11 protein-coding genes are annotated in these 15658 nt (G+C 45.9%); 5 read left to right on the forward strand and 6 right to left on the reverse strand.

What is annotated here, in order from left to right; genetic code table 11:
• Positions 1-17: 17 nt before the first annotated feature.
• The 4 genes from dauA to AC0L4K_RS05655 form a co-directional block, all read right to left on the reverse strand.
• Positions 18-1739 (reverse strand): C4-dicarboxylic acid transporter DauA, encoded by a 1722-nt coding sequence (dauA, locus tag AC0L4K_RS05640; protein ID WP_417228184.1) that lies wholly within the window; start codon positions 1737-1739, stop codon positions 18-20.
• Between the two features lie 137 nt (positions 1740-1876).
• Positions 1877-3046 (reverse strand): iron-containing alcohol dehydrogenase, encoded by a 1170-nt coding sequence (locus AC0L4K_RS05645; protein ID WP_417228185.1) that lies wholly within the window; start codon positions 3044-3046, stop codon positions 1877-1879.
• Positions 3047-3185: 139 nt separating this feature from the next.
• Positions 3186-4571: an aldehyde dehydrogenase family protein gene (locus tag AC0L4K_RS05650; protein WP_417228186.1), complete on the reverse strand. Its 1386-nt coding sequence runs from the start codon at positions 4569-4571 to the stop codon at positions 3186-3188.
• A gap of 64 nt (positions 4572-4635) precedes the next feature.
• Positions 4636-5499 carry a type 1 glutamine amidotransferase gene (locus AC0L4K_RS05655; protein ID WP_417228187.1) on the reverse strand — a complete coding sequence of 288 codons (864 nt, stop codon included), beginning with the start codon at positions 5497-5499 and terminating at the stop codon, positions 4636-4638.
• A gap of 386 nt (positions 5500-5885) precedes the next feature.
• Here AC0L4K_RS05655 and AC0L4K_RS05660 point away from each other — a divergent pair, with 386 nt between their 5' ends.
• From AC0L4K_RS05660 to AC0L4K_RS05680, 5 genes are all read left to right on the forward strand, one after another.
• Complete coding sequence (locus tag AC0L4K_RS05660; protein ID WP_473268538.1) at positions 5886-7025, forward strand: extracellular solute-binding protein; 1140 nt, start codon at positions 5886-5888, stop codon at positions 7023-7025.
• Between the two features lie 382 nt (positions 7026-7407).
• The gene (locus AC0L4K_RS05665; RefSeq protein ID WP_473268539.1) at positions 7408-8493 is read left to right on the forward strand and encodes an ABC transporter ATP-binding protein; all 1086 of its coding nucleotides are present in this window, start codon (positions 7408-7410) and stop codon (positions 8491-8493) included.
• Complete coding sequence (locus tag AC0L4K_RS05670; protein WP_417228190.1) at positions 8486-9499, forward strand: ABC transporter permease; 1014 nt, start codon at positions 8486-8488, stop codon at positions 9497-9499. The genes AC0L4K_RS05665 and AC0L4K_RS05670 overlap by 8 nt, the downstream gene beginning before the upstream one ends.
• Positions 9496-10386, forward strand: a complete 891-nt coding sequence (locus AC0L4K_RS05675; RefSeq protein ID WP_417228191.1) for an ABC transporter permease — start codon at positions 9496-9498, stop codon at positions 10384-10386. The genes AC0L4K_RS05670 and AC0L4K_RS05675 overlap by 4 nt, the downstream gene beginning before the upstream one ends.
• A 239-nt stretch (positions 10387-10625) precedes the next feature.
• Positions 10626-11912: an NAD(P)/FAD-dependent oxidoreductase gene (locus AC0L4K_RS05680; protein WP_473268540.1), complete on the forward strand. Its 1287-nt coding sequence runs from the start codon at positions 10626-10628 to the stop codon at positions 11910-11912.
• A 112-nt stretch (positions 11913-12024) separates the two neighbouring features.
• Here the strand turns inward: AC0L4K_RS05680 and AC0L4K_RS05685 are convergent, their stop codons facing one another.
• On the reverse strand, positions 12025-13386 hold the full coding sequence (locus AC0L4K_RS05685) for a hypothetical protein (RefSeq protein WP_473268541.1): 1362 nt from the start codon (positions 13384-13386) through the stop codon (positions 12025-12027).
• A 239-nt stretch (positions 13387-13625) separates the two neighbouring features.
• Positions 13626-15191, reverse strand: a complete 1566-nt coding sequence (locus tag AC0L4K_RS05690; protein ID WP_473268542.1) for a class I adenylate-forming enzyme family protein — start codon at positions 15189-15191, stop codon at positions 13626-13628.
• Between the last annotated feature and the right edge of the window lie 467 nt (positions 15192-15658).

Genomic DNA, 15658 nt, shown 5'->3' on the forward strand with positions numbered 1-15658 from the left:
AGTTAAGTTATTATAATTTATGTAGCTATATTGAGATTGAATTTTTCTAGACTGCTTTCTAACGAGGGCTCAAACAGTAGCCAGTGCTGTTTTGGCGCAATACCGGCTAGCTTTAAAGCTTTACTCGGTTGAGGTTGTAAGTCGGTGAGTATGAGACGAATGTTGCGATGACGCATTTCTTGGATTACTGCTTCAAGGCAGGTAACACCGGTTGCATCGATGATAGGCACGGCCTCTAGATAAAAAATAATGGTGTCTAGTTTGCGATCCATCATCAGTACGCTTTGTAACGTTCTTTCAGCGCCAGCAAAGAATAAGGGGCCTGAAAATTTCAAGACACAGACATTATCAGGTAGGTCATAGGGCAGACTCGGACTCTTCTGCTTTAACTCTCTTACCTCTACGGTAGTGTCCATTCTGCGGATGAAAATCAGAGCGCCTAGCACAATACCAATCCCCACGGCGGCCACCATATTGACTGTTACGGTCAATAATAAGGTGGTGAGCAACAGAGCTTTGTCCCCTCTGGACGATATTCTTAATAAGCGCAGTAGATGTGGCAGTTCGCTCATATTCCAAGCGATCATCAGTAATAATGCGGAGAGTGCTGACATCGGTAAATATGATAACAACGGAGCTAGGTACAGAATGCCCAGCAGTACCACTGCTGCATGTATAACAGCTGATAATGGGGAGCAGGCGCCTGCCTTATAGTTAGCAACGGTTCGTGCTATAGCGGCTGTGGCGGTAATGCCGCCAAAAAATGGGGCTATGATATTGCCTAATCCCTGACCAACCAACTCACTGTTTGCATGATGACGATGGCCGCTCATTCCGTCAGAGATAACAGCGCACAGCAGAGACTCAATGGCGCCTAATAGGGCGATAGCAAGTGCGGGTATAAACAATTGCTGCAATAGGGATAAGCTGAGTTCGAGTGGCTGGCCGTCTGGGCCGGGTAAATCCCAAGGAAAGAGAAAAGAGGGGGCTAAAGGAGGGATTCCGGGTAAGGTTTTCCCTTGATCTTGATAGCTGAATAATGTGCCTATCGTGGCAATGTCACTGCCATTACTACTTAGCCATTGCGCAACGGTAACGCCTGCCGCTAGGGCAAAAAGATGCCCCGGGATACGTAAGGGTAAGCGGGGCCAGATAACCAATACTGCTAGGGTGGTTAATCCTATTAATAGGTCACTGCTGTTGTAGCTTGGAAGCGCCTGCCACAGTGTAATAATTTTATCGATATATCCCGCAGGCATGTATGCGATATTCAGGCCGGCAAAATCTTTTATCTGTAAGGTCGCGATAACGATGGCGATGCCCGCGGTAAAACCGATAACGACGGGGGCCGGGATAAATTCGATTAATTTCCCCATCCGAGCAAGACCCATCAGCAACATCATCATGCCTGCCATGATTGTCGCTATCAATAAGCCGGCAATGCCAAATTGCTGTGTGACCGGGTAAAGAATGACAACAAATGCTGCTGTTGGTCCGGAAATACTAAGACGGCTGCCGCCGGTTAAAGCAATGACCAAGCCTGCGACCACGCAAGTATAGAGTCCATATTGGGGCGGCACACCACTGGCAATTGCCAGTGCCATTGCGAGTGGAATCGCTATGATACCGACGGTAATACCGGCGACTAGATCCCGGCGTAGATGGGACACGCTATAGTCGGCTGCAATTGACTGACGCAAGCCAGCTGCAAACGGTATCTGTAAAAGCCAGTTCAGCATAGAAAACTCCGAAGCTTGATGTAATACAAACGAGTAAAAACACTATTGCTAGGGTTGGCTGCTCCTCCCGGGGAACGCTATTACGCGTAGAGCTGAATAAAGCTCCTTAGTATGGGAGAGGCAGCCAGAACGGTTCTTTATAAATCTCCTCTGATGGCGGCAGTAAAGATGGCGCTATATTGATCGGCAGTGAACGGAATAGGGTTGCCTCCGGCGCTTGGGTCTTCACTGGCCATTTGACCTACTTTGACGGCATCGTAGCTATTGATACCGATTTCCGATAAAGAGTGTGGGATACCTAGACGTTCGCGCATTTCAAGCACCCAATTAAGGAAACCATTAAATGAAGCATCTTCCAGTCCCATGTAGCGGGCACATCGTTCGATTCGTTCATCAATCGCATGGCGATTTGCTTTGAGTACATATGGCATCAGGATAGCGTTGAGCATTCCGTGATGAGCGTCGTATAGTGCGCCCAGTGGATGAGCTAGGGCATGCATGCCACCTAGTCCTTTTTGAAACGCGGTGGCGCCCATTGCCGAGGCAACAATCATTTGCATACGTGCTTCTATGTCATGACCATCGCTGGTGGCACGTGGTAGATATTCCTGTACCAGTCGAATACCTTCGATTGCAATGCCTTCAGCCATTGGGTGATAAAAAGGTGAGCAGAGTGCTTCTAGGTTATGTGACAGAGCGTCCATACCGGTTGCTGCGGTGATATTAGAAGGCAATCCGACAGTCAGTTGTGGGTCAAGAATGACGACTGACGGTAACATCTTAGGGTGAAATATAATCCGTTTGATGTGATTTACATCATCGGTAATGACCGATGCTCGACCCACTTCAGAACCCGTACCGGCGGTGGTTGGTACGGCGACAATGGGGGCAACACCTTCTTCTTTTACATGAGTCCAATTATCGCCGACATCTTCAAAGCTCCATAGAGGTAAGTCTTGGCCTACCATAAGAGCTACCGCTTTAGCCGCATCCAGCCCGGAACCACCGCCAAAAGCAATGACGCCATCATGGTTACCCTTTTTATAAGCGTCAACGCCATCCATAACATTCTGCCCGGTTGGGTTACCTTTAATGTTACTGAATAGCTCACAGCGCAAGTCAGCATTGCGGCAACTGGCTACTGCATCGGCGATCATTGGCAGTGCGGCTAGGCCTGGATCCGTAATCAGTAACGGTGCTTTCATGCCTAGGCCTTTACAGACGTCTGCGAGTTCCGTGATACGTCCAGCTCCGGCACGGATGCTGTTTGGATAGTTCCAGTTACCATTAAGGTTTGCATATGTCATTTTTGTGCTCCAAAAGTTTGGCTGTGTTAGCAGCCCCGCTTATTCATTATTGTTTTACTGGAGTTAGGCACTCCGGTTTAGATTTGCCGATCGTTGTTAGGCGAAAAGCGTTACCGCCTAACAAGTCATCGGGTGCTGTTTAGTTTTTAATATGAAAGGACTTCGGGCGGGTCAGTGATTCGAAGCCCAACTTGGATAAAGTACAGCCGCGGCCTGAGTTCTTAATTCCCGTCCAGGCGAGGGCAGGATCAAGATAATCACAGCGGTTAATGAAAAAAGTGCCGGTTTCAACTTGTTCGCCCAGCTCTGTTGCATAAGCAACATCTCGGGTGAAAATTGATGCTGTGAGACCGAATTCAGAGTCATTCATCAAGGCAATAGCTTCTTCGTCACTAGTGACTTTCTGAATCCCAACGACCGGGCCAAAGGATTCTTCTGTCATTACCCGCATATCATGGTTGACGTTAGTGAGTATTTGCGGAGCAAGGTAAGCTGTACCTGGCTGATCCATCTCGAAAGTATCGGGTGAGATTTGTGCAATCGCCCCTTTTTCAACTGCATCGGCAATCTGTTCTCGAACGAAGTCAGCGGCAGCGGCGCGTACCACCGGACCTAACGTTGTGTCAGGATCATCCGAACGGCCCAGCTTGTACTGTTTGACCAATGCGACGGCTTTAGCCACAAAGTCATCATAAATAAATGCATCGACGTAGATGCGTTCGATACCGCAGCAAGATTGCCCTGAGTTAAAGAAGGCCCCATCAATTGTCGTTTCTACCGCGTAATCAAGATTCGCATCTGCACGGACATAGGCTGGATCTTTTCCGCCAAGCTCAAGTCCGACGCCGATAAAGCGTCCAGCAGCAGCCTGCTCCACCATGGCTCCACCAGGCACTGAACCTGTAAATGCAACGTAGTTAACTTCTTCTGCTTGAATAACGCTCTCAGTATCAGCATGACTAATATGTAGGTATTGGAAAACACCTTCAGGTAAGCCAGCCGCAACAAACGCTTCGGCAATACGCTCGGCACACAGTGGGGTTTGAGCTGAATGTTTCAGCACGACGGTGTTACCTGCCAGAATTGCCGGCATGATGGCGTTGATCGCGGTCAGGTATGGATAATTCCAAGGAGCAATAACAAATACCACACCAAGTGCTTCACGTTTTATGTAGCGCTTAAATCCGGCTTTTTCAGGCACGGTTACCGGCTGCAGTGCTTCTTCTGCCACCTCTATCATATAGCGTGCACGTTCTTCGAAGCCGCCGACTTCGCCTGCGGCATAACGGATGGGTCGGCCCATCATCCAGCAAAGTTCTTCACCGATTTGTTCTTTATTGCTGGCAAATGCATCGACGGCTTTGCTGCAGATCGCTTGTCGTTCAGCTAATGAAACTTTTTTCCAAGCCTTTTGGGCTTGTTGCGCTCGTTGTAGAGCTGAACGTATTTGCGTTTGATCGGCGTATTCACGTTCAACATAAACTGATCCGTCGATAGGAGATAGGGTACGTAGTTTATCGCTCATATTCATATTCTCATTACTATTATTGAGTCAGGTTTTTATTGTTGAGTCGTCGTTTGAATTAGCATCAAAGGTTTGATTTCATGCGTGGCAAGACAAGCTCGGTAATCCAGTTACGAACTTCTGTCTGGCGAACTTCTTCATGGGTCAGATCTGTGCTGATACCTAAGCGCCATGCGATATCTTTACGTTCTGGATGGGTATAGAGCGTTTCTAAATCTTCGACAAAGAGTTCTGCATCTTGAAGTGAATCAAAGAAACCAAAGCCGGCAAGGCGTTCACGCCGGGCATAACACAAGCGGGCAAGTTCATGCAGGTTATATTCTGGATGATATTGAGTAGCCCAAAAGGTACCCTTTTTATGGGTAACGCTGACCGCTTGGACGCGGGTGTAATCATTTCCAGCGAGAATCTGTGCGCCGGGAGGGAGGTGGGTAATTTCATCATAATGACTGATAAAACCATCAAATACTGTTTTCTTGTCGCGATATAGCGGATGACCACGACCGGTTTCAGTTAGGCTGATATTTCGAGCAATACCGAACTCTATGCCATCGGGATGGGCTGCACACTGACCACCTGCTGCAGTTACGGCCACCTGAGCTGCCCAGCAACTTCCGAATTGAGGAATACCCGCTGCAAATGCTAGTTGGGCTAGCTCAATCTGACGGGTCACCTGTGGTACATCCTCATAAATAGTTAAGCTTGAGCCCGTCCAGGCTATACCGTCGTAGGTGTTAAGTTGATCGATATTTGGCAGTTCATTATCTAAGTCGGCGATATAAAGAATTTCAGTGGTTGCCCCTTCTGCTACGTGCTTTAGTAGCTGACTGTAGAGTTGTGATGCGTTAGATGCCCCGTATTGGCCAAGCTCTTCGCGAGCTGCTTTCGGGTAGGCCTCTACGACCAGAAAGGATGGTTTGTTAGTCATGGGTCATCTCCTAATTTTTTGCCGTAGTCGTTTTATTATCAAAGCCCGATATCGAAACCCGGGTTTAAGTTCAGCAAAGTCTAAGAGACAAGTGGTATGTGTTTTATAGCCATTTGAATCAATCTTATAAGTCCGATTTTAACTGGCCTGCTTTCCTCTCTGTTTTAGTTACGATCAATAGCAGTAAACATAATGGACTTATTAAAGTGATTTAAATGGACCTTAAATAAGTCCAAAAGAGCGATTAGCTTTAAGTGAAGCTGTTTTGCAGTGGTGAATAATTAAGCCTTCAAATTTAGAGGCGTTCTCGATGGGTGTTATTTCACCTGTTATTGGGAAGCTCTTTATGCCGATGTGATTAAACCTAGTCTTTTGGAGAAAACGTTATGGCTAAAAATCAAAAATTAAATGTAGCTCGACGGTCCTTTATTAAGAAAAGTGCAGCAATGGGCGTGGCCGCCTCTGTTGCACCTTGGATTATAAGTCGGGATGCTTTGGCTTCGTCCGGTGAATTGAAAATTATGAACTGGGCGGGTTATCTTCCCGATGAAGTAAAAGAGCAGTTTGAAAAAGATACCGGAATACAGGTTAAATTCACTCAGTTTGGTTCTAATCAAGAACTGATCAATAAAATGAAAGCTACCCGGGGACGGGGTTTCGATATTGTCGGGCCGACCTCCAATATGATGCCGCAATGGCGTGATCTTGAGTTGTTAAAGCCTTGGGATATGAGCCGGATACCAACTGACAAAATTCTTGCTCCGATGTTAAAAACATCTATGGAGCACGGCGGTTGGAATGATGAATACCATCATCTGCCATATCTTTGGGGCACCGAAGCGCTTGCCTGGAATACTGAGAAGTTGAGTCGGGAATATAAAGACCTTAGCTATGGCGATCTATTCTCGCCGGAGGTAAAAGGTTTTGTTATGGGACGCCCACATTCAATGATGCTGGGCGTCGGTTTATATTTGGACTCGACAGGCGTCTTACCATCTAACCGGATGCTGGATGCTTATAAAGATGAAGAAAACATGCGGCGTATATGGGGAGAAATCACTAAATACTGTATCGAGCGTAAAGAGTGGGTTAAACAGTTCTGGGCCGATGCTGATGCGCAAAAAAATGGTTTTACACAGAATGATGTGATGATTGCGCAAACGTGGGATGGACCTGCGATGCAGCTTAAGAGTCAAGGTAAGCCGATCCAGTATATGGCACCCCAGGAAGGGGCACTTACTTGGCTAGATGGGCTAGCAATGCCTGTAGGCGTTCGTAACACCGATGCTGTTTATGCGTTTATTGAATATCTATATTCAGCAGAAGTTGGCGGGCTATTAGCGAATACTACGGGTTATAACAGCTGTGCTGCCGGGGGAGATCAGTTTGTTACTGATGAGGCTAAGAAAAATTTCCTTGAAGCATATCCGGAAGATGCGTTAGAGCGTTTATGGTGGTGGCCAGCTGAGCCTTCTTGGTACGCAGGTATCCGGGCTCAATACCGGGATAAGTTTGTAGCAGCCTGATTTTATCTGTTGTTATGAGGCGGCGGAGCTTTTTCGCTGCTATATCGGTTGGGGGTTAATGTTTCTGGGTTCGCTGTTTTATCGTACATATTACGTATCTAGATAGGCTTATCTATGTGATTACATTTGCTTGGATTAATGTTTATTTTAGATTCAGTGTATCAAGTTTTTATTGTTTCAGGATATTACCGTCTTAGTCCATCTTGGAATATCTACCTTTATAAAAGGTAGCCTCCATTTATCTGTTTATCATGGCCCTGAATAGGGCCGATATTAACCAGTTGCCCATTTGTAAAGTGCGGTAATCATACATATTTATTTCTATTTCTTTGTGTAGTTGGTTCTGCGCGTAAATTTGGCAAGTTAGTGAGAGAATTATCCCATGAGTTCTAATGTTGAATTGGAAAACCTGAATATTCGTTTTGGTGATTTTCACGCGGTTAAAAATATAAATCTCAATATTCGTGATGGTGAGTTTTTTAGTTTTTTAGGGCCCTCAGGCTGCGGAAAAACGACCATTTTAAGAGCTGTTTCCGGGTTTAATGATCCTTCTGATGGGCAGATCCGGATTGGTGGAGAGGATATGCTGGGGTATGGCCCGAATGAGCGACCTACAGCACTAGTCTTTCAAAATTTAGCGTTGTTTCCTTTGATGAGTGTTGCTGAAAATATTAGTTTTAGCCTAAAGGTGCGAGGTGTAGGTAAAGCGCAAAGGCGTAAAAAAGCAGATGAGTTGCTTGATATGATCGCGTTATCTGGCCAAGGAGACAAGTTGCCTAGTGAGCTCTCCGGTGGACAACGTCAGCGAGTCGCTATTGCCCGTGCTTTAGCGGTTGAGCCTAAAGTTTTATTACTTGATGAGCCTTTGTCAGCACTAGATCTTAAACTCCGTGAGCATATGCGGGTTGAGTTACGGCGTATTCAACAAAAAGTTGGCATCACTTTTATCTATATTACCCATGATCAGGGTGAAGCACTGACGATGTCGGATCGAATTGCTGTGATGAGCCATGGCGTTATGCAGCAAGTGGGGACTGCACAAGAAATTTATGATAATCCGGCCACTCCGTTTGTTGCTTCGTTCGTCGGTGAAAATAATTCTATTTACGGTACCGTTACCCGCGTAGAAGACGGGTATGCCCAGATAGAAACTTGCTTTGGCGAGTTGAGCGGACGGAATGAACAGAATCTAGTGGTGGGGGATTTCGCAACACTGTTTATACGGCCACAAAACCTCAGTTTGATGTCCGGTCAGCCGTTTGAAAATATCATTCAGACGCGGGTTAATGATCAGGTATTCGAGGGTGAGTTTGAACATCTTCACCTTGCGGGTGATCGCCGCAACTTGGTAGTCTCATTGGTTAACGATGGGAATATTCCGGCCTTCGAGAAAGGCGCGCTGATTAGTGTCGGGTTTAAGCCTGAGTGTGCCGTCGTATTGCCTGCGGGGGATATGGCCTATGAATAATTATCTATTACCGCTGGCGTCGTTAATCGGTGCAGCCCTTGTTGTCGCTTTACTGGTTGTTTACCAACGCAGTTCATTATCGGCAAGCACTGGTTTTGGGCGTTTTCTACGCCGAAATGGGATTGTCGTTTCGTGTTACCTCATTCTAAGTTTGATCGGCTGGCTGTTTTTCATGATCATTCTTCCTCAACTTTATATGGTTGATTTCTCTTTCAGTCAAAACTTACCCCCGAGCAAAATAGGCGGGCCTGAGGATGTCTATACCACACAAAATTATGAATACCTGCTATTTGGTCCGGAGGGTGGAGAGGAAAGTTTCAACTGGCTCCATTTGAAAATTTTCTTACGTACGATTATTGCGGCAGTGGTCGTGACTATTATTGATTTGGCAATTTGTTATCCCGTTGCTTACTACATGGCGCAAGTTGCCAGCTCCGGCAGGTTACGTCTGTTGGCGCTTTGTTTATTGTTACCTTTCTGGGTGAATGAAATTCTGCGGGCGTTTGCCTTTAGAATTTTATTTGGTAGCGGTGGTGTGATGAATTCGGTATTGATGTGGTTGGGTTTGACTGACCAGCCCGTTGACTTCATTCGTGCTGATGTTGCGCTATATTCCGGCTTGTCCTATGCCTATCTTCTACTGATGATTTTCCCTTTATATAACGCCATCGAAAGCTTGGACCATAATCAGATTGAGGCTGCAAAGGATTTGGGTTGTTCCTGGTGGCGAGTTCATTTTGAGGTTGTCATGCCTTTTGCTAAACCAGGAATTGCTTCTGGCTCGACGATGGTATTCATGCTTTCCTGTGGAGCTTTAGCTGCGCCGCAGATTCTTGGAGGCCCAAGTAGTCTTTGGTTTACGCAGATAATCTACCAGTGGTTTAACACTGGGGGGAATTGGCCACAAGGAGCCGCTTATGCCTTTGTATTGCTATTGGTTTGTATCATTTTTGTAATGGCCGTGATGAAGCTCTTCAAAGTGAGCTTTGGGGAGATTGTAAAATGACTAGCGTTACACAAATTACACAGCCCCGCAGTAAAGCTAAAGTGGGGTTTCAGCTGAAGTCGACACATATTCGACAGTTTATGATGGCTTTTTATCTGTTGTTGTTTTTCGCTTACTTGTTTGGCCCATTATTGATGATGAGTGCTACGGCGTTTAACGATAATGCCTATCCACAGGTAACGCCGTGGGGAGGATTTACATTAAAGTGGTTTGAGGAGCTGCTAAATGATGGGTTTATGATAGAGGGCTTTATCAATAGTTTGATCATTGGTGTTGGTGTTATCTGTATGTCGATACCTTTTGGATTGGCGGGTGCGTTGATGTTAAACCAAGTACATCACCGTGTACGGGGCATTTATTATGTAATCGTGTTGTCGCCGATCTTAACACCCGGCCTGATCATTGGTATTTCGACGTTAGTGTTCTGGGATTGGATGGGAATGATGCTGGATGCTGACTTTGAAAGCCCTTTTTACAATGGTATCTGGTTAACTATTCTGGGGCAGGCTACTTTTATCAGCTCTTACACAATGTTGATATTTCTGGCTAGATTACAGCGTTTTGATACTACTCTTGAAGAAGCCGCCCTGGATTTAGGGGCAACGAGAAATCAGGTGTTTTGGCAGATACTTGTTCCATACCTTAAACCTGCGCTGATCTCTGCTGCGGTATTGGCTTTTCTAACGTCGTTCGAAAACTACAATACCACCGTGTTTACTATTCAGGCTGAAAGTACCTTAACAACGGTGCTAGCGGCAAAAGTGCGGTTAGGTATTACGCCGGCGGTTAGTGCCTTGGCGGTGTTGATCATTGGTTTGACATTGATCGGCGCTACAGTGCATGAAGTGCTTAGACGTCGTGAAAAAAATATGGTGAATGTTGCTTAGCTTCAAAAATTACTTATTTAATCAGTATGTGCTTATGGCTATTTATATCGGAGATTAAATGATGCTGTTTGGTTATTTAATGATGATTGATAGCTATGAGCCATTTTCAAACTAACTTATTGTCAATGATGTTTTGGTTTGAATATTAAGTTGCGTTATTTGTCTGTCTAGGGTTTTCAGTTTGTTCAGATTAAGGTTTTAGTTAGAGCCTTAATCTGAACTAATTTGAAGGGTCGATTATGAAAAACATTGTCATTGTAGGAGGGGGCGCTGGTGGACTAGAGTTGGCAACTCGCCTGGGTCATAAATACGGTAAAAACAAGCAAGCTAATATTATTTTGATAGATCGGAACAGAACACATATCTGGAAACCGCTACTGCATGAGGTTGCGACGGGCTCACTTGATATTAACACTGATGGTGTCGTGTATCGTGCACATTCTCACTCGCACTATTACCAATTCCAAATCGGAACCATGATCGACTTAGATTCTCAGAATAAACGGATAACATTGGCAGCGTTGTTTGATGATGAGGGCAAGGAAGTTTTGCCGGAAAGGACTCAGTCATTTGATACTCTTGTGCTGGCTGTGGGGAGTGTTAGCAATGATTTCGGTACTCCGGGTGTTTCTGAAAATTGCTTTTTTCTCGATTCGAACCAGCAAGCTGAACGTTTTCATCAAGCACTCATAAACCAATTTATGCGTATTAACCAGCAATCTTCTAAGAGTGAGCTACGACTGGCGATTGTGGGAGGAGGGGCCACGGGCGTTGAGTTGGCCGCTGAGCTTTATCATGTTGCTAGTTTGCTCAATATTTACGGGATGCCGGATATGTCAGCAAAGCGGCTTAAAATTGATCTGATCGAAGGTGGACCTCGCATATTGCAGGCTTTGCCAGAGCGTATTGCTGTTAAGGCTAAGCAAGAGCTAGCTAAATTGGGCGTGAGTATTCATGAAAATGTACGAGTAACTCAGGTCGATAAGAAAGCAGTGGTGGCTGATGATTTGCGTATAGGCGCCGATCTGATTGTATGGGCCGCCGGTGTTAAAGCGCCAAACTTTATTCAAGAGATAGACATTTTTGAAACGAATAGAAGTGGCCAGATTGTTGTCAAACCGACGTTACAGAGCACCATTGATGATAGTATTTATGTCATTGGTGATTGTTGTGCATGTCAGCAAAAAAATGGATCTTGGGTGCCTCCTCGGGCACAGTCTGCGCACCAGATGGCAGGTTTAGTGTATAGAAATATTATCCAAAATAGACAGGGAGAACCGTTGAGCGAGTACGTTTATAAAGACCACGGATCACTGGTTAATCTGAGTAAATATAGTACGGTGGGTAGCTTGATGGGTAATTTATCGAAAGGCTCCATGTTTATTGAAGGGCGAATTGCAAGGTTCGTTTATATATCACTCTATCGTATGCATCAGGTGGCCATCCATGGTTTGCTTAAAGCTTCGACAGTCATGTTGGCTCAAAAAATTGGTAGCGCCGTAAAACCGAAAATAAAACTTCATTAAGCATTGAAAGTAGCCTTTTTTTAAAAGGCGCACCTTGCCTAGTATTTCCGCAACTAATGCAATTGAAGAGACTCGATTCGGTTGTTCAATGATCATCAACCTAGCAGAAAACCTACAGGCTGAATAAAGTCGAATTCAAAACGCTAAGCCAAACACTTAATCCAATAATACTCAGGAGAGTGTATAGAACATTCCAGCGGTAGGTGATTATCCTCGGCAGGCAGCCCGTTATTTTACTGATCAGTAGTGTCGGGATAGCAACCGGAGATGAGTTCATGGCAAGGCACCATCCTGACATTAATCCAATCGCCAGTAATTCTGGGGATAGCTCAAACGATTCGGCAGGGGTTAGTACTGACGCGATGATCGTTACCGTGACGATGGGGTTCAGCCCGATATGTGACAAGAGTGTTATCAAGACACACGCCGTAATGGCTAGTGGTGTGCCCGTAATGTGCAGCACTTCGACCAATTGCACTAGTGTGTCGTGAGGGAGAGTGTCGGCAATGATGATGCCAAAGAAACAGGCGCCAGTCATTATGCTTATCTCTGAGCGCAGTCCTGTTATCTCATGTGGTAGCTCGAGTTTGACCTGTTGGTAGGTGTGCTTATATGCCTTGCCTTCTCGATAGTGTCTTAAGTAAATCCATAAGATGCCAAAAACCGGGCTTAAGATAATAATTGCCAGTGATAGGTTTGCTGGTGTGAATCGTTCGATCAGCGCCGCTAGCGAGAAAATCGAGAGGATGAGTGCTAAAAATTTCCAAGCAGGCAGCCAGCTGAGGGACGAGCCTTTGTATTGTGCTTCAATGGGGGCAGGGTGTGGATTTTGAACGTAATCAAGAATCCAGCCGAGCAAGATCAGTATGGCTGCCGTGGCGATGCCGATAGGCAATAATTTCAGCCAGTTTAAATCAGGAATAGCGGCTAGCATTAACGTCATGGTAATGGAGAACGGAGACGCTAGAGGGAGAACAGCAAAACCTCTAAGAAGGGCAAGGCTCATCCGTTGGCGTCGTTTCTCTTGTATCCGGATGAGGTTACCGGCCGATTCCAGCGTGTTGCCTTTAGCGATCATCTGTCCAAGAAGATGAATGACACCAAAATTGAGGACAATACCAAAGATATAACTGGCATATGAAATGATGCCATAGCGCAGAGCGGGTGGTTGATTGACAACCAGTTCACCGCAGCGGCTCACCATCATTGAGTGCTTAGCCGCAAGGCGTAAAAAAGTGAGAGCAACTAAAAAGGTAGCGAAATAGCAGGCTCGAGATAGTGCGGTTGCTGCGGTATTGAGAGGATCTTGAGTTAAGCTAAGCAGCAGGGTTGAAGATGCGGCAGCACCTAACAGAATCCGAGCCGTGGTATTCATCTGTGACCATTGCATCGCGAAAAAGGCGATGGTCGCGATCGCAGCGCAAAGCATATAGAAGGTGTCACCAAGCAACTGATAGCAAACCGTTGCCGCCATCGTGAGTATCAGACAGAGTGCTGATAGGCTATTAATCATTGACTCTATCCCTCCAGGCGGGCTAATTATTTTAATACTGGGCTGCATCCAAGTGTGGCTGCCGTTCGCAAAGCCACACATCGAAATAGATGTTGAGCAACATTATCTTAAGATGATGGGAGACGTTTTCTCTGAGCCCTGACGGATAGGTAGGGCCGCTGACGTGGTTAACGTGAGCGAGTGTCAATGGCTAGAGTCTTTCAGGCCACTGCTTGAGTTTTTAACTTGCTTTTCAGTATCTTACCGGTTGCGGTTGCCGGCAGTTCCTGCATGATGGTGATTTGAGAGGGGCATTTATAGGGGGATAAAAGTTGTCGGCAGTGCTGCTTGAGCATTTCGACGGTGAGGTCGCCTTCTGCGGAAGGCTGAACGAATGCCAGAACCGTTTCATCCCCTTGAACCTGTTTACCAATAACCGCTGACTGGACGACCAAAGGGTGTGTATTGAGGGCCGCTTCAACTTCGGCTGGGTATACATTGAAGCCTGATTTTACGATCATCTCTTTTGTACGGCCAATAATATAAACATTATCTAATTCATCGGCCTGAGCAAGGTCTTTGGTGTTGAGCCATCCATCACTGTTGATAATTTCTGCTGTTTGCTCTGGCTTACGAAAATAACCTTTCATTACGTTTGGCCCTCTGATCCAAAGTTCACCCACTTCTCCTTTGGCGACATCAGTACCATCCTTAGCCACAAGGCGAATTTCAACCCCGGGGATTGGCCGGCCGGTGGCACAGCTTTCTAATGGCTCATCAATTCTGGTTTGAGTAATGGTGGGGCTTGTTTCGGTCATGCCATAGCCGTTGTTCAGCGGTATTTTGAAAAACTCTTCGGTGAGTTTTTTCGTTTCAGGGTCAAGAGGTGCACCACCGCAAGAAATATAACGAAGGTGTAAATCATCAGCACTCATTCCCTTGGTGTTCTTTAGGTAATCGACCAATGCACAGAACATTGGGGGAACTCCCTGTAATACGGTAATGCGCTGCTCTAATAACGCCTTGATACATAAGGTGGTGTCGAAGCGAGGCGCTAAGTAAAGGCAGCCGCCAACAAACAGTGTACCTAAGCACGTTGACGCGAGACCAAAGACATGGGAAATAGGCAGTACGGCATAGACTCGGTCTGATTGAGACAGATCTCGCAGCTCTCCGGAGATGGTTGCGACAAACGCAATGTTCTGATGAGTGAGCATAACGCCTTTCGGTTGCCCTGTGGTGCCCGAGGTATAGATCATGGCGAAGACTTGATCTTTTCCGCTTTCTGAAACGGGTTCAGGGGTTGCTTCAAGGGAGCCACTGTAAGCGATCTCACCTAGAAGGGGATGCTGTTGAAAGGTGGCGTTTTGTCCCTGTGCATGTGATTTAGCTTCGCTTGAACACTCCGCGGTGTAGACGATATGGCGAGGCTCGCAATCGAGTTTTATGCCTTCTATTTCGTGCTTAGATAGGCGAGCGTTGATGATCGCAATCCAAGCATCCATTTCACTCGCGGCCATGATAAATGCAATGAGGGCGCAGGAGTTTTCACCAATGATCATAACCCGGTCACCCGGGCGTACTTGATGTTGTTCAAGGTGTAATCGAGCGGCATCAATCGCTTGCCCTAGTTGAGCAAAAGTCCAGCTGCGTGAACGTTCATTGAGAGCGAATGCGTCTGGGGTTTTCTTGATCCATTGTTTGATTTTATGGCTGACTCTAGCGGGAAGAGAGTTTGTTATCTCGTTGGCTGGTTTACCCATGAATATGTCATCACCATGTATCATTGTTCTTATTTCCTGTGGCCATTATTCGTCAATAGCAAAATTTACTCGTCTACCATCAGCATCCGATAGGGACGATATGAATGGTTTGTTAAGCTATACCAAATGAATCACAGGGTCAATATGCATAATTAAATTCCGCTATGCGAAATTAATGTTGATTTTTTGTTAGTAAAAGGTTTTATTGTTCATCTGTGATGACGGCGATGTTTCCTAGCCTAAGACTATCTGACATTTCGATAGGTCGCTTGGATGCCTAGGGGTTAATAGGGTGTGTTTGAAGGAAAGCCTCAGGCCTGCAGAAAGGCGGATAAGCGTCTATTTCTGCTGTTTTTTTGCAAGTAGAGGCGTTATTTCGACAACAGAGCTTTTTAAGGATGCGTAAGCACGCTTAGAACCTACCTATTCATCATGAATGGAACTATAATTCACTAATCACGGGATCTGTGGGCTTAAATGGAATTCACTGT

The organism is Amphritea sp. GJ51-11 (assembly GCF_055808735.1).

What these genes read in the sequence shown, in the direction of transcription:
- dauA (WP_417228184.1), bottom strand. Translation starts at nt 1,739, where the DNA reads ATGCTGAACTGGCTTTTACAGATACCGTTTGCAGCTGGCTTGCGTCAG.
- AC0L4K_RS05645 (WP_417228185.1), bottom strand. Translation starts at nt 3,046, where the DNA reads ATGACATATGCAAACCTTAATGGTAACTGGAACTATCCAAACAGCATC.
- AC0L4K_RS05650 (WP_417228186.1), bottom strand. Translation starts at nt 4,571, where the DNA reads ATGAGCGATAAACTACGTACCCTATCTCCTATCGACGGATCAGTTTAT.
- AC0L4K_RS05655 (WP_417228187.1), bottom strand. Translation starts at nt 5,499, where the DNA reads ATGACTAACAAACCATCCTTTCTGGTCGTAGAGGCCTACCCGAAAGCA.
- AC0L4K_RS05660 (WP_473268538.1), top strand. Translation starts at nt 5,886, where the DNA reads ATGGCTAAAAATCAAAAATTAAATGTAGCTCGACGGTCCTTTATTAAG.
- AC0L4K_RS05665 (WP_473268539.1), top strand. Translation starts at nt 7,408, where the DNA reads ATGAGTTCTAATGTTGAATTGGAAAACCTGAATATTCGTTTTGGTGAT.
- AC0L4K_RS05670 (WP_417228190.1), top strand. Translation starts at nt 8,486, where the DNA reads ATGAATAATTATCTATTACCGCTGGCGTCGTTAATCGGTGCAGCCCTT.
- AC0L4K_RS05675 (WP_417228191.1), top strand. Translation starts at nt 9,496, where the DNA reads ATGACTAGCGTTACACAAATTACACAGCCCCGCAGTAAAGCTAAAGTG.
- AC0L4K_RS05680 (WP_473268540.1), top strand. Translation starts at nt 10,626, where the DNA reads ATGAAAAACATTGTCATTGTAGGAGGGGGCGCTGGTGGACTAGAGTTG.
- AC0L4K_RS05685 (WP_473268541.1), bottom strand. Translation starts at nt 13,386, where the DNA reads ATGGCGGCAACGGTTTGCTATCAGTTGCTTGGTGACACCTTCTATATG.
- AC0L4K_RS05690 (WP_473268542.1), bottom strand. Translation starts at nt 15,191, where the DNA reads ATGATACATGGTGATGACATATTCATGGGTAAACCAGCCAACGAGATA.